The organism is Streptomyces sp. NPDC045470 (assembly GCF_040646595.1).
Lineage (GTDB): Bacteria > Actinomycetota > Actinomycetes > Streptomycetales > Streptomycetaceae > Streptomyces.
Genome location: NZ_JBEZAN010000003.1, coordinates 662,703 through 678,041, shown reverse-complemented (window position 1 = coordinate 678,041; position 15,339 = coordinate 662,703). Strand labels below are relative to the sequence as shown.

The 15,339-nt window shown below is 73.3% G+C and carries 9 protein-coding genes; 7 read left to right on the top strand and 2 right to left on the bottom strand.

Annotated features, from left to right (window positions below; all coding sequences use genetic code 11):
• Nucleotides 1-10: 10 nt before the first annotated feature.
• The 7 genes from AB0A97_RS13250 to AB0A97_RS13220 all read left to right on the top strand — a co-directional run bounded on the left by AB0A97_RS13250 (nt 11) and on the right by AB0A97_RS13220 (nt 12,501).
• Entirely contained in the window at nt 11-6,628 is a 6,618-nt protein-coding gene (locus AB0A97_RS13250) for an amino acid adenylation domain-containing protein (protein WP_361148418.1), read from the top strand.
• A complete protein-coding gene (locus AB0A97_RS13245) occupies nt 6,625-6,849 on the top strand; it encodes an MbtH family protein (protein WP_361148416.1) in 225 nt (74 codons plus the stop codon). The genes AB0A97_RS13250 and AB0A97_RS13245 overlap by 4 nt, the downstream gene beginning before the upstream one ends.
• A gap of 69 nt (nt 6,850-6,918) precedes the next feature.
• The gene (locus AB0A97_RS13240) at nt 6,919-8,205 is read left to right on the top strand and encodes a cation:proton antiporter (protein ID WP_361148414.1); all 1,287 of its coding nucleotides are present in this window, start codon (nt 6,919-6,921) and stop codon (nt 8,203-8,205) included.
• Nucleotides 8,206-8,270: 65 nt separating this feature from the next.
• Entirely contained in the window at nt 8,271-9,788 is a 1,518-nt protein-coding gene (locus AB0A97_RS13235) for a tryptophan 7-halogenase (protein ID WP_361148413.1), read from the top strand.
• Nucleotides 9,789-9,813: 25 nt separating this feature from the next.
• Nucleotides 9,814-11,004 (top strand): cytochrome P450, encoded by a 1,191-nt coding sequence (locus AB0A97_RS13230; RefSeq protein WP_361148411.1) that lies wholly within the window; start codon nt 9,814-9,816, stop codon nt 11,002-11,004.
• A gap of 8 nt (nt 11,005-11,012) precedes the next feature.
• Nucleotides 11,013-12,227, top strand: coding sequence for a cytochrome P450 (locus tag AB0A97_RS13225; RefSeq protein WP_361148409.1), 1,215 nt, complete (start codon nt 11,013-11,015; stop codon nt 12,225-12,227).
• Nucleotides 12,228-12,285: 58 nt separating this feature from the next.
• Nucleotides 12,286-12,501: a ferredoxin gene (locus tag AB0A97_RS13220; RefSeq protein ID WP_361148407.1), complete on the top strand. Its 216-nt coding sequence runs from the start codon at nt 12,286-12,288 to the stop codon at nt 12,499-12,501.
• 170 nt (nt 12,502-12,671) lie between these two features.
• Here AB0A97_RS13220 and AB0A97_RS13215 read toward each other — a convergent pair whose 3' ends face one another.
• Nucleotides 12,672-13,901 carry an alpha-hydroxy acid oxidase gene (locus AB0A97_RS13215; protein ID WP_361148405.1) on the bottom strand — a complete coding sequence of 410 codons (1,230 nt, stop codon included), beginning with the start codon at nt 13,899-13,901 and terminating at the stop codon, nt 12,672-12,674.
• Nucleotides 13,891-14,997, bottom strand: a complete 1,107-nt coding sequence (gene hppD / locus AB0A97_RS13210) for a 4-hydroxyphenylpyruvate dioxygenase (RefSeq protein ID WP_361148403.1) — start codon at nt 14,995-14,997, stop codon at nt 13,891-13,893. The genes AB0A97_RS13215 and hppD overlap by 11 nt, the downstream gene beginning before the upstream one ends.
• Nucleotides 14,998-15,339: the final 342 nt, after the last annotated feature.

The window sequence follows — 15,339 nt, the reverse complement described above, 5'->3', positions numbered from 1 at the left end:
GGAGAAAGCGATGACCCGATCCATGGTCGAGGACGTGTGGCCGCTGTCACCACTGCAGGAGGGGCTGCTCTTCCACGCCACCTTTGACGAGGAGGGGCCGGACGTCTACACGGTGCAGTCCGCACACGCCGTCGACGGACCCTTGGAGGCGGGCCGGCTGCGCGCGGCATGGGAGACCCTGGTCGCCCGGCACGCGGCCCTGCGCGCCTGCTTCCGCCGGGTCAGCGGGGCCCGCATGGTGCAGGTCATCGCCCGCGAGGTGGAACTGCCCTGGCAGGAGGCCGACCTGTCCGGCCTCGCCCCGGACGACGCCGAGGCCGAGGCCGGGCGGCTGGCCGACGCCGAGCGCGCCCGCCGCTTCGACCTGGCCACCGCGCCCCTGCTGCGGGTCCTGCTGATCCGCCTCGGCGCGGACCGGCACCGGATGGTCGTCACCAGCCACCACATCCTGATGGACGGCTGGTCGATGCCGATCGTCCTCACGGAGCTGTCCGCGGCCTACGCGGCGGGCGGCGATGCCGCCGCCCTCCCGCCGACCGCCTCCTACCGCGACTACCTGGCCTGGCTGAACCGGCAGGACAAGGACGCCGCCCGCGAGGCGTGGCGGGCCGAGCTGGCCGGTGCCGACGAGCCCACCCTGGTGGTCCCGGCGGACCGCACCCGCGCCAGTGTGGTGCCCGAGGACGTCCTGATCGACATCCCCGAGGGGCCCTCCAGGGAGCTGACCGACCTGGCCCGCCGCTATGGACTGACCCTCAACACCCTCTTCCAGGGCGCCTGGGCCCTGGTGCTGGCCCGGCTGGCAGGCCGTACCGACGTGGTGTTCGGCGCCACCGTCGCGGGCCGCCCGCACGACCTGCCGCACGTCGAGTCGATGGTCGGCCTGTTCATCAACACCCTTCCGGTACGGGTACGGCTCGACGGCGGACAGCCCGCGATCGACATGCTCAGCGCGCTCCAGGAACGCCAGTCGGCGCTCCTCCCGCACCAGCACCTGGGCCTGTCCGAGGTGCAGCAGCTCGCCGGGCCCGGCGCGTCCTTCGACACCCTCGTGGTCTACGAGAGCTTCCCGCGCCCGCCCGCCGGACCGGACGACCCGCGGGCCCTGACCCTGGAGCCGGCCGGGCTGTCCCGCAACGCGGCGCACTACCCGATCACCCTCGGCGTGTTCCCCGGCGACCGCATCAGCCTGCGGCTGTCCTCCCGCCCCGACCTGTTCGGCGCGGAGGCGACCCGGCTGATCGGGCAGCGGGTGGTCCGGGTGCTCACCCAACTGGCCGCCGACCCCACGATGCCGGTGGGCCGCATCGGCGTCCTGGAGGACCAGGAGCGCGCCCTGGTGCTGGCGGGCTGGAACGCCACCGCCGCCAAGGCCCCCGGCACCTCGGTGCCGCAACTGATCGCCGGACAGGCCGCGCAGGTGCCGGGCGCCGTCGCGGTGAGCGACCCGCGGCGCTCCCTGTCCTACGCCGAACTGGCCCGGGAGTCGGACCGGCTCGCGGCCTACCTCGCGGGCCGCGGCGTGACACGCGGCGACCGGGTCGCGGTGCTGATGGAACGCTCCGCCGACCTGCTCGTGACGCTGCTCGCGGTGTGGAAGACGGGCGCCGGGTACGTCCCGGTGGACCCCGGGTACCCGGCGGAGCGGGTCGCGTTCCTGCTGGCGGACTCCGGCCCCTCGGCGGTCGTGTGCACACGGGCCACCCGCGACGCGGTGCCCGTCGACGCCGCCGCGGAACTGGTGGTGCTGGACGACGACCGGACCCTGGCCGCCGTCGCGGTGGGCCCGGCCGACGCCTTGGAGCCGGTACGCGTGGGAGCGGAGGACCTCGCGTACGTCATGTACACCTCGGGATCGACCGGTGTGCCCAAGGGCGTGGCCGTACCGCACGGCAGCGTGGCCGGCCTGGTCGGCGACCTGGGCTGGTCGGTGGGCCCGCGGGACGCGGTGCTCATGCACGCGCCGCACGCCTTCGACGCCTCCCTGTTCGAGATCTGGGTGCCGCTGGCCTCCGGCGGCCGGGTGGTGGTCGCCGCGCCGGGCGCGGTGGACGCCCAGGACATCCGCGCCGCGGTGGCCGCCGGAGTGAGCGCGGTGCACCTGACGGCCGGCACGTTCCGCGTCGTGGCGGAGGAGTCGCCGGAGTGCCTGCACGGCCTGCGCGAGGTGCTGACCGGCGGCGACGTGGTGCCCGCCGCGGCCGTCGACCGGGTACGCGCGGCCTGCCCCGGCACCGCCGTACGCCACCTGTACGGACCGACCGAGACCACGCTCTGCGCCACCTGGCACCTGACCCGGCCGGACGACGGGCCGGCCGCCGTGCTGCCGATCGGCCGCCCGCTGGGCAACCGGCAGGTCTACGTCCTGGACGCGTTCCTCCAGCCGGTGCCCGCGGGCACCGTGGGCGAACTGTACGTGGCCGGCACCGGACTGGCCCACGGCTACCTCAACCGCGCCGGACCGACCGCGGAACGCTTCGTGGCCTGCCCGTTCGCCCCCGGCGTGGGGGTCCCCCCGGCCGAAGGCGGGGGGAGGATGTACCGCACCGGGGACCTGGTGCGCTGGACCGAGGCGGGCGAGCTGCTGTTCGCCGGCCGGGCCGACGACCAGGTCAAGATCCGCGGCTTCCGGGTGGAGCTCGGCGAGGTCGAGGCGGCCCTGACCGCGCACCCGGCGGTCGGCCAGGCCGTGGTCGCGGCCCGCGAGGACCGGCCGGGCGAGCGGCTGCTGGTCGGCTACGTCGTCCCGGACGGCCAGGAGGTCGACTCCGACGAGGTACGCGCCCACGCCGCCAAGGTCCTGCCCGGCTACATGGTCCCGGCCGCGGTCGTCGTGATGGGCTCGCTGCCCGTCACCGCCAACGGCAAGGTCGACCACAAGTCCCTGCCCGCCCCCGACTTCGCCGAACGGGTCGCCCAGCGGGCGCCGCAGAACGAGACCGAGGAGATCCTCTGCGGCCTCTTCGCCGACGTCCTCAAACTCGAACAGGTCGGCGCCGACGACGACTTCTTCGAGCTGGGCGGCGAGTCCGGCCTGGCGATGCGCCTGATCGGGCGGATCCGCGAGGAGTTCGACGCGGCACTGAACCTGCGGCAGTTCTTCAGCGCGCCCACCGCGGCGGGCGTGGCCCGCACCCTGGCCACGAAGGCCCGCCCGGTCCTGAACCCGGTCGGCCACGACGGCGAGGCACCCGCCACCGTCGCCCAGCTCCGCACCTGGCTGCTGACCCGGCTGCACGACAGCGGCCCGGCCCACCAGTTCTCGGCCGCGTTGCGCCTGACCGGCGCGCTGGACCGCGCGGCGCTGGAAGCCGCACTCGGTGACGTGGCGGCCCGGCACGAGATCCTGCGGACCACCTTCTCCGGCGCCCGCAACGAGCTGCGCCAGCACATCGTGCCCGCCACCGACGACGCCGCCCGCCCGCGGCTGCCGGTCACCGCGGCCACCGAGGAGGAACTGCCGGAGCTGCTGGCCGCCCGCGCCGCCCGCACCTTCGACCTGACCCGGGAAGCTCCCTGGGCGCCGCACCTGTTCACGCTGTCGGACACCGAGCACGTCCTGCTGGTCACCGTCCACCGGATCGCCGCGGACGACCAGTCCCTCGACCCGCTCTTCCGCGACCTGTCGGCCGCGTACGGCGCGCGCTGCGAAGGCCGGGCACCCGAACGGGCCCCGCTGCCGCTCCAGTTCGCCGACTACGCCGTGTGGGAGCGGGAGCTGCTGCGCGGCGCCGACGAGCCGGAGAGCCTGGTCAGCGACCAGCTCACGTACTGGCAGGACGCCCTGGCCGGACTCGCCGGTGAACTGGAACTCCCCACCGACCGGCCGCGGCCCGCACTGCCCTCCCGGCGCGTCGAACGCGTACCGCTGCGCCTGGACCCGGCGGCCCACGCCCGGCTGATGGCGGCGGCCGAACCCCGCGAGGCCACCGGCTTCATGGTCGTCCAGGCCGCGCTGGCCCTGCTGCTCACCCGGCTCGGCGCGGGCACCGACATCGTCCTCGGCACCACCCGGGCACGCCGGGACGAGGACGGCCTGGAAGGACTGGTGGGTCCGTTCGACGGCCCGCTGGCCCTGCGTACGGACACCTCCGGCGACCCCGGCTTCCTCGAACTGCTGCGCCGCGTCCAGCAGACCCACCGGGAGGCCGTCAACCACCAGGACGTGCCCTTCGAGCGCCTGGTGGACGCGCTGCCGCTGCCGCCCTCCGTGGACCGGCACCCCGTCTTCCAGGTCGGCCTGGACGTCCACGAGGGCAAGACCGAGGTGTGGGACCCGTGGGAGCTGCCCGGCCTGCGCACCGGCCGCCTCGACGTGGGCGGCGCGACCGGCGAGCTGGACCTGTCGGTCGGCCTGACCGAGCGGCAGCGCGCCGACGGCACCCCGGACGGCATGGACGGCCACCTCACGTACGCCACCGACCTGTTCGACCAGGACACCGCGCAGGCGTTCGCCGACCGGCTGGTGCGCGTACTGGAACAGCTCGCGGCCGACCCCGAACTGTCCCTGGGCCAGGTGGACGTCCTGCTGGACGAGGAGGAGTTCCGCCGCCTGGTGGCGGACTTCCACGGCACCGCGGCCGAGGCCCCGGACCGTACCGTCGTCGAGCAGCTGGCCGCACAGGCGGCCCGCACCCCGGACGCGGTGGCCGCCACCGGCCCCGACGGCGTGCTCACCTACGGCGCGCTGGACACCGCGAGCGGAACGCTGGCCCGCCGGCTCACGGAGCGGGGCATCGGCGCCGAGGACGTCGTGGCCGTGGCGGAACCGGTCACCGCCGCGTTCCTGGTCGCGCTGACCGGCGTCCTGAAGACCGGCGCCGCCTGCCGCCTCGTGGACTCCCACCGGCCGGTCGAGGACATCGAGACCGACCTGCGCGCGAGCCGGCCCGCCGCCCTGGTCTGCACCCCGGCCACGGCCGCGCGGCTGTCCGCGGACGGCCCGGCGCCGACCGTCGTCCTGGACGGCCCGCTGACCGTCGCACCCGGCGGCGCCGAGCCGGCGGGACCGGAGTTCCGGCCGCCGCTGCCCGCCCAGCCCGCGCTGGTGCTCGGCGGCACGGCACCGGACGGCCCCGCGGCCGTCGTCGACCACCGGACCCTGGCCGCCCAGACGGCGTACCGAGCCCAGGCCACCCCGGTGGCCCGCGGCACGGCCCTGCTCGACACCCGGGCCCCCGTCGCGGCGCTCGTCACCCCGCTGCTCGCGGCCCTGTGCGGCGGCGGCAGCGTCCGGCTCGGCGCCCCGGAGGACGTCCGCACACCCGCCGGGCCCGGCACCGCACGGCTGCTGGTGACCACCCGGGACCTGCTGCCGACGCTCACCGAACTGCCGGACGGACAGCGGCCCACGGAAGTCCTCGTGGTGTCGGCGGGCACGCCGGAGGCCGACGACGGCCTGCTGAAGTGGCGGGCGATGCACCCGGACGTCACCGTGGTCACCGGCCACGGCGCCACCGGGACGGCGGGCCCCTGGCTCGAACACCGCGCGGCCCCGGGCGAGCCCGTACCGTCGCCGCTGCCCACGGGCCGGCCGGTGCACAACACCCGCGCCTACGTCCTCGACGACCTGCTGCGGCCGGTCCCGCCCGGTGTCACCGGCGACCTGTATGTCGCGGGCGCGGCGGTGGCACGCGGCTACGCGGGCGGCTCCGCGCGGACCGGTGAACGGTTCGTCGTCGACCCCTTCGGCCCCGCGGGCGAGCGGATGCTGCACACCGGCGACCGGGCGCGGCGCAGCACGACCGGCCTGATCACCGTGGCGGACGCGAGCAGCGCGCGCACGGCCGGTACCGGCGCGGCCCGCGGCACCAGCCGGGGCGACCTCGGCGTCCTGCTGCCCCTGCGGACCCAGGGCAGCCAGCCGCCACTGTTCTGCCTCCACCCCAGCCTGGGGCTGAGCTGGGGCTACCGGGGCCTGCTGCCGCACCTGCCCGCCGACCGGCCGGTCTACGGGCTCCAGGCCCGCGGCCTGTCGGGGCCCGAGCCGCTGCCGCTGACCATGGAGGAGATGGCCGCCGACTACGTCGACCAGATCCGCACCGTCCAGCCCAGCGGCCCGTACCACCTCCTCGGCTGGTCCTTCGGCGGTACGGTGGCCTACGCGGTCGCCACCGCCCTGGAGGCCCAGGGCGAGAAGGTCGCCCTGCTCGCCCTGCTCGACACCTACCTCGGCGGGGACACCGGCGAGTTCTTCGACGAGACGCCCGCCGCCCGCGAGGGCGAGGACGTCACGATGCGCCGCGAGCTGGGCGAGCAGGGTCCGCCGTACGGCGGCGAGGAGCCCGGCGGTGACGGTGGCGGCGCCGGACTGGGGCTGGACGAACAGCTCCTGACCGCCATCAGGGAAGTGACCGTCAACTCCGGCCGGCTCTCCTACGGCTACACCCCGAAGCGGTTCGGCGGCGACCTCGTGGTGTTCGTCGCCACCGTCGGCCGGCCCGAGAACTCCCAGGCGTGGGACGCCGTCGCCAGCTGGCGGACCTTCGTCGCGGGCGACATCGACACCCACGACATCGCCGTCGACCACAACGACATGCTCCAGCCCGCGCCCTTGGCGCAGATCGGGCGCGTCGTCGCAGAAAAGCTCCAGGCCGTGCGGCCGACAGGGGAAAGGAACCCGTCATGACCAATCCGTTCGACAACGAGAACGGCACCTTCCTGGTGCTCGTCAACGACGAGGGCCAGCACTCGCTCTGGCCCGCCTTCGCGGAAATTCCGGAAGGCTGGACCTCCGTGCACGGAGAAGCCGGCCGGCAGGAATGCCTCGACTACATCGACGAGAACTGGACGGATATGCGTCCGAAGAGTCTCATCGCGGAAATGAGCGCGAGCGGCAACGCCTCCTAGGCGCCCGCGCGGCACGGCCATGAAGGGGCGGCCCGGATACGGGCCGCCCCTGCGGGGGAGGCTTTCACAGTGAATACAGAAACCGTCGTCACCGTCGTCATCGGTGATGTCGCACTGATCGTCGTCGTCTCCTGGCTGCTGGGAGCGGCGGCCCGCCGGATCGGCCAGCCGGTCGTCATCGGCCAGATCGTGGCGGGTATCGCGCTGGGGCCGACCCTGCTGGGTCGGCTCCCCGGAAACCTGACGGAGCACCTCTTCCCGCGGGAGGTCCTGCCGTTCCTGACCGTGCTGTCCCAGGTCGCCATCGTGCTCTTCATGTTCGTGGCGGGCTACGAGATCGATCCGCGGCAACTGCGCCGGGGCGGCCGCGCGGCCGCGACGGTGGCGCTGTTCGCGCTGCTGGTGCCCGCGGGGCTGGGCGTCGGGACGGTGCAACTGCTGCCCGGCGTCTTCGAAGCGGTCGACCCGCACCACGCGGGCGGCCGGCCCTTCCTGCTCTTCATGGCGGTGGCGGTCTCCATCACCGCCTTGCCGGTGCTGGTCGCCATCGTCCGGGAACGCGGCCTGGCGGGCTCCCCGGCCGGCACGGTGGCGACCACCGCGGCCGGACTCATGGACGTCGCGGCGTGGCTGGTGCTGGCCGCGGCCCTGGTCGGCACCGGCCACGCGACGGGGCCGTCGTGGGCCGTGACCCTGCTGCTGCTCGTGGTGTTCGTGGCCGGCATGTTCCTGGTGGTGCGCCCGGTGCTCGGCTGGTGGCTGCGGCGCTCCAGGGCGCTGATGGCCAACCAGGTCACCCTCGCGCTGGCGCTGGCGCTGGGCAGCGCCTGGGTCACCGCGTCGCTGGGCCTGCACCCGGTCTTCGGCGGGCTGCTGGCCGGCCTGGCCATGCCCCGCCGCGACGGCGCGCCGGACGCCGACGTGCTGCGCCCGATGGAGCAGAGCGCCGGTCTGCTGCTGCCGCTCTTCTTCGTCACCACCGGCCTGTCGTTCAACCTCGGCGCGCTGGACGGGAACGCCGGTCTGCTGCTGCTGTTGATCGTGGCCGTGGCCACCGTCGGCAAACTCGTACCGGCCTATGCGGCGGCCCGGCTCAGCCGGCTCGACCGGCACCGGTCGGCAGTGGTGTCCGCGCTGGTCAACACCCGGGGACTGACCGAATTGATCGTCCTGAACGTGGGTCTGGAATCCGGTGTCATCGGCCCCGGGCTTTTCACCGTGCTGGTACTCATGGCGCTGATCACCACCTTCATGACCGGACCATTGCTGTCCCTGATCGGACGGCGCGGTACACCTGAAGGAGTTGTCAAAACGCCTTCCTTGACGGCTTCTCAGAGAAAATTAACAATCGAATAGCAGGCGGACTGGAGCCCGTGCGCAAACGCACAGGCGCATTCCGCCCGAGAATGGGGGAGAGGGCCGTGGTGAATTCAGCGGACGCAGGGAACTCCGCTCGCTCACAGACGTTCGACGTGGTGGTCGTCGGCGGCGGGCCGGCCGGCTCGACGCTGGCCGCGCTGGTGGCGCGGCAGGGCCACCGGGTACTGGTGCTGGAGAAGGAGTTCTTCCCCCGCTACCAGATCGGCGAGTCGCTGCTGCCGTCGACGGTGCACGGGGTGTGCCGGCTGACCGGGGTCGCGGACGACCTGGCGGCAGCGGGCTTCACCCGCAAACGGGGCGGCACCTTCCGCTGGGGGGCGACGCCCGAGCCGTGGACGTTCTCCTTCTCCGTCTCGGAACGCATGGCCGGGCCGACCTCGTACGCGTACCAGGTGGAGCGCTCGAAGTTCGACGAGATCCTGCTGCGGCACGCCGGCCGGTGCGGCGCGGTGGTGCGTGAGGGGTGCGCCGTCGCGGACGTGATCGCGGACGCCGAGCGGGTACGCGGCGTGCGCTACACCGACGCCGACGGGGTGGAGCACGAGGCGTACGGGACGTACGTGGTGGACGCCTCGGGCAACAAGAGCCGGCTGTTCCAGCGGGTGGGCGGCGAACGGAAGTACTCGGAGTTCTTCCGCAGCCTCGCCCTGTTCGGCTACTTCGAGGGCGGCAAGCGACTGCCCGAGCCGAACTCCGGCAACATCCTCTCGGTCGCCTTCGACAGCGGCTGGTTCTGGTACATCCCGCTCAGCCCCACCTTGACCAGCGTGGGCGCGGTGGTACGGCGCGAGATGGCGGACAAGATCCAGGGCGACCGCGAGCGCGCGCTCGCGGCCCTGATCGCCGAGTGCCCCCTGATCTCGGAGTACCTGTCCGGCGCCACCCGGGTCACCGACGGCCAGTACGGCCACCTGCGCGTCCGCAAGGACTACTCGTACCACCAGACGACGTTCGCCCGCCCCGGCATGCTCCTGGTGGGCGACGCGGCGTGCTTCGTCGACCCGGTGTTCTCCTCCGGCGTCCACCTGGCGACCTACAGCGGCCTGCTGGCCGCCCGCAGCATCAACAGCGCGCTGGCCGGGCTGGTCGACGAGACGGTGGCGATCCGCGAGTTCGAGGCCCGCTACCGGCGCGAGTACGGCGTCTTCTACGAGTTCCTGCTCTCGTTCTACGAGATGCACCACAGCGAGCAGTCCTACTTCTGGCAGGCGAAGAAGGTCACCCACCACGACCGCTCCGAGATGGAGGCGTTCGTCGACCTGGTCGGCGGCGTCTCGTCGGGGGAGGCGGCGCTCTCCGAAGCCGACGCGATGGCGGAGCGGCTGCAGGCCGGCTCGGCGGAGTTCGCGGGCGCCGTGGACCAACTGGCGCACAGCGAGGACGGCAGCATGCTGCCGCTGTTCAAGTCCGCCGTGGTCAGCCAGGTGACCCGCGAGGGCTCGCAGGTGCAGATGCGGGCCCTGCTGGGCGCCGACGCCGAACCGGAGGCCCCTCTCGTCCCCGGCGGGCTCGTCTCGTCCCCCGACGGCATGTTCTGGCTCCCCGCCAGCAGCGGCTGACCCCGAGGAAGGAAAGGATCCGCGGATGCCCGAGACACCCGAGATTCCCGCCCACTACCGGCGGGACCGCTTCGACCCGGTGCCCGAACTCGTCCGGATGGCCAGGGAGACGCCCCTGGTCGAGACCGACGTGACCATCGGCCCGTCCCGCCAGCTCGGCTGGGTGGCCACCGGGCACGCCGAGGTACGGGCGGTGCTCTCCGACACCGAACGGTTCAGCACCCGGCCGCCCGCCGACAGCGAGGAGGACGCGCAGAACCTGGTGCAGGCGGGCAACCTCCTCCAGTACGACCCGCCCGACCACACCCGGCTGCGCAAACTGCTCACCGCGGAGTACACGGTGCGGCGGATGCGCCGGCTGGAGCCCCGCGTCGAGGAGGTCGTCGAGGACTGTCTCGACACCATGGAGCGCATCGGGCGCCCGGCGGACCTCGTACGGTACTTCGCCTGGCCGATCCCGGGGCTCGTCAGCTGCGAGCTGCTCGGCGTGCCCCGGGACGACCAGACGGAACTGGCGCGCTACCTCGACATCACCCGCGACGTCGGCCGCACCCAGGAACAGCAGTTGGCCGCCGGCAAGGCGTACTGGGCGTACATGGGGCAGCTCGCCGAGCGGCGCCGCCGCAACCCCGGCGAGGACATGATCGGGAACCTGGTCCGCGAACAGGGCTCGGCCGTCTCCGACGCGGAACTGGCCGGCATCGGCGCGACGGTGATGGCGGCCGGCTTCGAACAGGTCGCCAGCATCATCGGCCTGGGCACCCTGCTGCTGCTGGAGCACCCGGACCAGCTCGCCCTCTGGCGCGACAACCCCGAGCTGACCGACCGCGCCGTGGAGGAGATGGTCCGCTACCTCACCGTCATCCACACCGCCTCGCCCCGCACCGCGCTGGAAGACGTCACCATCGGCGGCCGGCACATCAAGGCCGGGGAGAGCGTAGCCTGTTCGCTGCTGGCCGCCAACCGCGTACCGGCCGCCGGCGAACCCGAGGACCGCTTCGACATCACCCGCGAGCCGACCCCGCACATGGCCTTCGGGCACGGCATCCACCACTGCCTCGGCGCCCCGCTGGCCAGGATGGAACTGCGCATCGCCTTCCCGGCACTGCTGCGCCGCTTCCCCGGCCTCCGGCTGGCGGTACCGCCGGAGAAGGTCCGCTTCCGGCCCGCCCGCTCACGCCAGTACGCCTTGGAATCCTTGCCCGTCGAATGGTAGGAGACGCAATGCCGGAGGAGACCCAGCACCAGTTCGACCACGCCCGCCGGGCGGGCTTCGGCCCGTCGGACGAGATCCGTCAGCAGCGCGCCCAGGGCGCCCTCGTCAAGGAAGAGGTGGCCCCGGCGCCCGGGGCCGCGACCGAGTCCATCTGGATGGCCCTGGGCTACGAAGCGGTCCGGCAGGTGATGGGCGACCACGTCCGCTTCAGCAACCAGCGCCGGTTCCGCGCCCAGGCCGTCCGCGGGGGGAGCAAGCACCGCCCGCAGGAGATGTCCGGCCACCTCATGGACTACGACCAGCCCGAGCACACCCGGCTCCGCAAGATGCTCACACCGGAGTTCACGGTGCGCCGCATCCAGCGGCTCAAGCCGGTGACCGAACAGATCGCGGAACGCTGTCTGGACGCCATGGAGCGCAACGGTCGGCCCGCCGACCTCGTCGAGCTCTACGCGAGCCCGATCTCCGGCGCCGTCCTGTGCGAACTGCTCGGCGTGCCCCGCGACGACCGGCGCGAGTTCCTGGTCAAGCACCAGTGGCAGTTGGAGCAGGACCGCAGCCGCAAGGACCGGGCCGCCGCCCAGGCGTACACCTCCGGCTACCTGCGCGCACTGGTCAAACGGCAGCGCAAGGACCCCGACGAGGGGTTCATCGGCCAGCTCATCCGCGACCACGGCGACCACTTCGACGACGAGGAACTGCTCGGCATCTGCGGCCTGATGGTGCTCGCCGGGCTCGACAACGTCACCGGCATGATCAGCCTCGGCGTACTGGCCCTCCTGGAACACCCGGACCAGCTCGCCATCCTGCTGGCGGACCCCGAGAAGAACGTGGACCGCGTGGTCGACGAACTGCTGCGCTTCCTGTCCGTCGCCCACGCGCCGACCCCGCGCACCGCCGTCGAGGACGTGGTCGTGGCGGGACAGCTCGTCAAGGCCGGGGAGGAGATCGTCTGCTCGATCCCGATGGCCAACCGCGACCCGGTACTCGGCCCCGACGTCGACCGGTTCGACGTCGAGCGCGACCCGCTGCCGCACATCGCCTTCGGGCACGGCATCCACCACTGCATCGGGGCCGCACTCGGCAGGATGGAACTGCGCACCGCCTACCTGGCGCTGTGGCGGCGCTTCCCCGAGCTGCGGCTGGCCGTACCCGCCGCGGACGTACCGCACAAGACGAACTCCATCGCCTACGGCCTGGAGCGCCTCCCGGTCGCCTGGTGACGGCCGGGAACCACCAGGGCGCCCGGCGCCCGGACACCCCGGAGATGAGGAGAGCACGATGGTCGAGGTACGGGTGGACCCGGAGATCTGCGCCGCTTCCGGCATGTGCAAGCTGCTGGTGCCCGCGGTCTTCGACCAGTCGGAGGAGGACGGCACGGTGCGGCTCACCGACCCGGTGCCGCCCGCGGAACTGGAGGCGAAGGTACGGACGGCGGCCCTGCGCTGCCCGGCCGGCGCCATCGCGGTGCACGAGATGGAGACCGACGCCTCGTAGCGCCACCGGGCCCGGCACCGCGCCGGGCCACCGGGAACACCACGACAAAGCTCCTGGGGGCCGGGAATCGGCCACCAGGAGCTTCGTCGTGCCTGCCGTGCGGAACCCCGCATGCCGGGGCTGCGGCCCGCCGGCCTCGGACCGGCCAAGGCCCGCCGGTCTCCGGCTGACTAAGGCCCGTCCGGCTCCGACCGGACGGCGTCGGCCCGGACCCCGGGACCGCCCGGCCGGTCCGGTGTGGTCGGCCCGGTCGATCCGATCGGCCCGGCCGCCCCCGCCGGAGCGCCGATCCGCACCGTACGCAGCCGACGCGCGTCCGCCACCGTGGCGCAGCCCGCCAGCCCCAGCGCGTCGGAGAGTTCGGCGGCCAGCAGGCCCAGCACCCGGTGCACACCCGCCTCCCCGGCCGCGGCCAGGCCCCACACCGGTGGGCGCCCGACCAGTACCCCGGACGCGCCCAGCGCCAGCGCCTTGAGCACGTCCGTGCCCGAGCGGACGCCGCTGTCCAGCAGCACCTGGCAGCTCCCGCCGACCGCCTCGGCGATCTCCGGCAGCGCCTCGATGCTCGGCAGGGCACCGTCCAACTGTCGACCTCCATGGTTGGACACCACGACGGCATCCACCCCGAACTCCGCCGCCCGCACCGCGTCCTCGGCCGCCAGCACCCCCTTGAGCAGCAGCGGAAGCCGGGTCTGCGCCCGCAGTTCCGCCACCTGCGACCAGGTCAGCGCCGACGAGAACTCCTGGCCGGTGTGCACGGCCACCGCCGAGGCTCCGGCGGCGCGCCGGTGCGCGGCCGAGGCGCCGCCGCCGTCCAGGTGGGCCGCCCGCACCCGCTCCGGCAGCGCGAACTCGTTGCGTACGTCGCGCAGCCGCCGCCCCATCCAGGGCACGTCCACGGTCAGCATCAGCGCCTCGCAGCCGGCGTCCTCCGCACGCCGCGCCAGCTCCAGGGCCCGGCCCGGCTCGCGCAGCCAGTACAACTGGAACCAGACCCGGCCGCCGAGCGCGGTGATCTCCTCCACCGGCACGGTGCTCAGTGTGCTGACTGTGAACGGCACCCCCGCGGCCTTCGCCGCCCGCGCCGCCGCGAGCTCACCGTCCGGATGCACCAGGGCCTGGTACGCGACCGGTGCCACCGCCACCGGCATCCGCGCCGGACGGCCCAGCAGGTCGGCGCCGGTCGCACACCGCGACACGTCCCGCAGCACCCGCGGCCGCACGAAGACCCGGTCGAACGCCTCCCGGTTGGCGGCGAGCGTACGCTCACTTCCGCTGCCGCCCGCGACGAAGTCCCGTACCCCGGCGGGCAGCACCGCGGCGGCGGCACGCTCGACGTCGTCGAGCGTCAGGAGCGTGTCCGCCGCCGCGCCGCCGGGCGCCGGGTCCTCACAGGACACGCTGGCCCTTCTTCTCCAGCTCCACGGCCTCGTACAGCGCCTTGATGTTGGAGCTGCCGAACGTCTCCGCGCCCTGCCGCTCGATGATCTCGTAGAAGATCGTGCGCCGCGGGTGGGTGGAGGCGGTGAAGATCTGGAAGAGCTGCCCGCCGTGGTCCTGGTCCGCCAGCAGACCGGTCGACCGCAGGTCGTCCAGGCTGTGGTCGCTGAGGGCGATCCGCTCGCCCAGCAGGTCGTAGTAGGCGGCGGGGGAGCTGAGGAACTCCACGCCGCGGCCGCCGAGGGTGCGCACCGCGTGCACGGCGTCGTCACAGGAGAAGGCGAGATGCTGGACCCCCGCCCCGTGGTGGCTCTTGAGGAAGTCGTCGATCTGCCCCGGGTCGGCGGTGGTGTCCGGCTCGATGAGGGTCAGGGTGACCCGGCCGGTGGGGCTCTGGACGACCTTGGAGTCCATCGCCTGCGCGCCCACGACGATGTGCTCCTCGAAGATCTCCTGGAAGCCGAGCGCCCGCTGGTAGTACGCGACGGTCGCGTCGAGGTCGCCGTTGTTCAGGCACACCGCGATGTGGTCCAGTTCGAGCAGCCCCACCTCGCTGGGCACCGGCTGCCGGGACTTGAGCGTCGGTACGAAGCCGACCGGCAGCCCGGGACCCTCCTCCGGGGCGCGCTGCACCAGCGTGTGCACCACGTCGCCGAAGCCGCTGACGGTGGCCGTGACACCGCCGTCGGGCCCGTGCCGGGCAGGCTCGCGCAGCGGCTGGGAGCCGTTGGCCACCGCGTGGGCGTACGCGCCCTCGACGTCGGCGGTGCGCAGCGCGATGTCCGCGACGCCCTCGCCGTGCGCCAGGACGTACACCGACGCCGGGTGCCGGTCGGAGGTCGCCATGGTGAGCACCAGGGTGATCGTGCCGTGCCGCAGGGCGATGCTGCGGTGCTCGCTGGAGCCGCCGGTGCCGACGACGGTGAACGCGTACCGGTCGACCCAGGCGAACGCCGCCGCGTCCAGGTCTTCCACGTACATCTCGACGTAGTCGATCGCGAGATCGCTGACCGGGCTGACAGCAGCCGTGGCCGCTGTGGTGGTAGAAACTGTCATGAGAGTCCCCGTTTGAAGGAATGATCTGGACGCGGCTCGTCGAGCCGGCTCGCCTACCGGAGTGGACGGATTTCCTGCCGCACGACCGCGCCGATGACCGCCCGGCCCGGCCCGGTCCAATCCGTGGACCTCTTCGTCCTCTTCGCGTGTTCGCCACTGCCGCCGGACAGCGGAAGGCGAACCATTTCGGTGATGCCCGACATTACTCCGGCGCTACGGCTGTCGCACCTGTCAAGAAATGCGATGGGCCCGGCCGTCGGAGTGGTATCACCTTGACCCCGTACGCGCGCGGGAGAACCATTGCTGTCGATCCGGCCCTGGGGGATGCTGAGGGCCCGGCGC

Excerpts from the sequence above, each read along its gene's own strand:
- AB0A97_RS13245 (WP_361148416.1), top strand. The coding sequence starts at position 6,625 with ATGACCAATCCGTTCGACAACGAGAACGGCACCTTCCTGGTGCTCGTC.
- AB0A97_RS13230 (WP_361148411.1), top strand. The coding sequence starts at position 9,814 with ATGCCCGAGACACCCGAGATTCCCGCCCACTACCGGCGGGACCGCTTC.
- AB0A97_RS13250 (WP_361148418.1), top strand. The coding sequence starts at position 11 with ATGACCCGATCCATGGTCGAGGACGTGTGGCCGCTGTCACCACTGCAG.
- hppD (WP_361148403.1), bottom strand. The coding sequence starts at position 14,997 with ATGACAGTTTCTACCACCACAGCGGCCACGGCTGCTGTCAGCCCGGTC.
- AB0A97_RS13225 (WP_361148409.1), top strand. The coding sequence starts at position 11,013 with ATGCCGGAGGAGACCCAGCACCAGTTCGACCACGCCCGCCGGGCGGGC.
- AB0A97_RS13220 (WP_361148407.1), top strand. The coding sequence starts at position 12,286 with ATGGTCGAGGTACGGGTGGACCCGGAGATCTGCGCCGCTTCCGGCATG.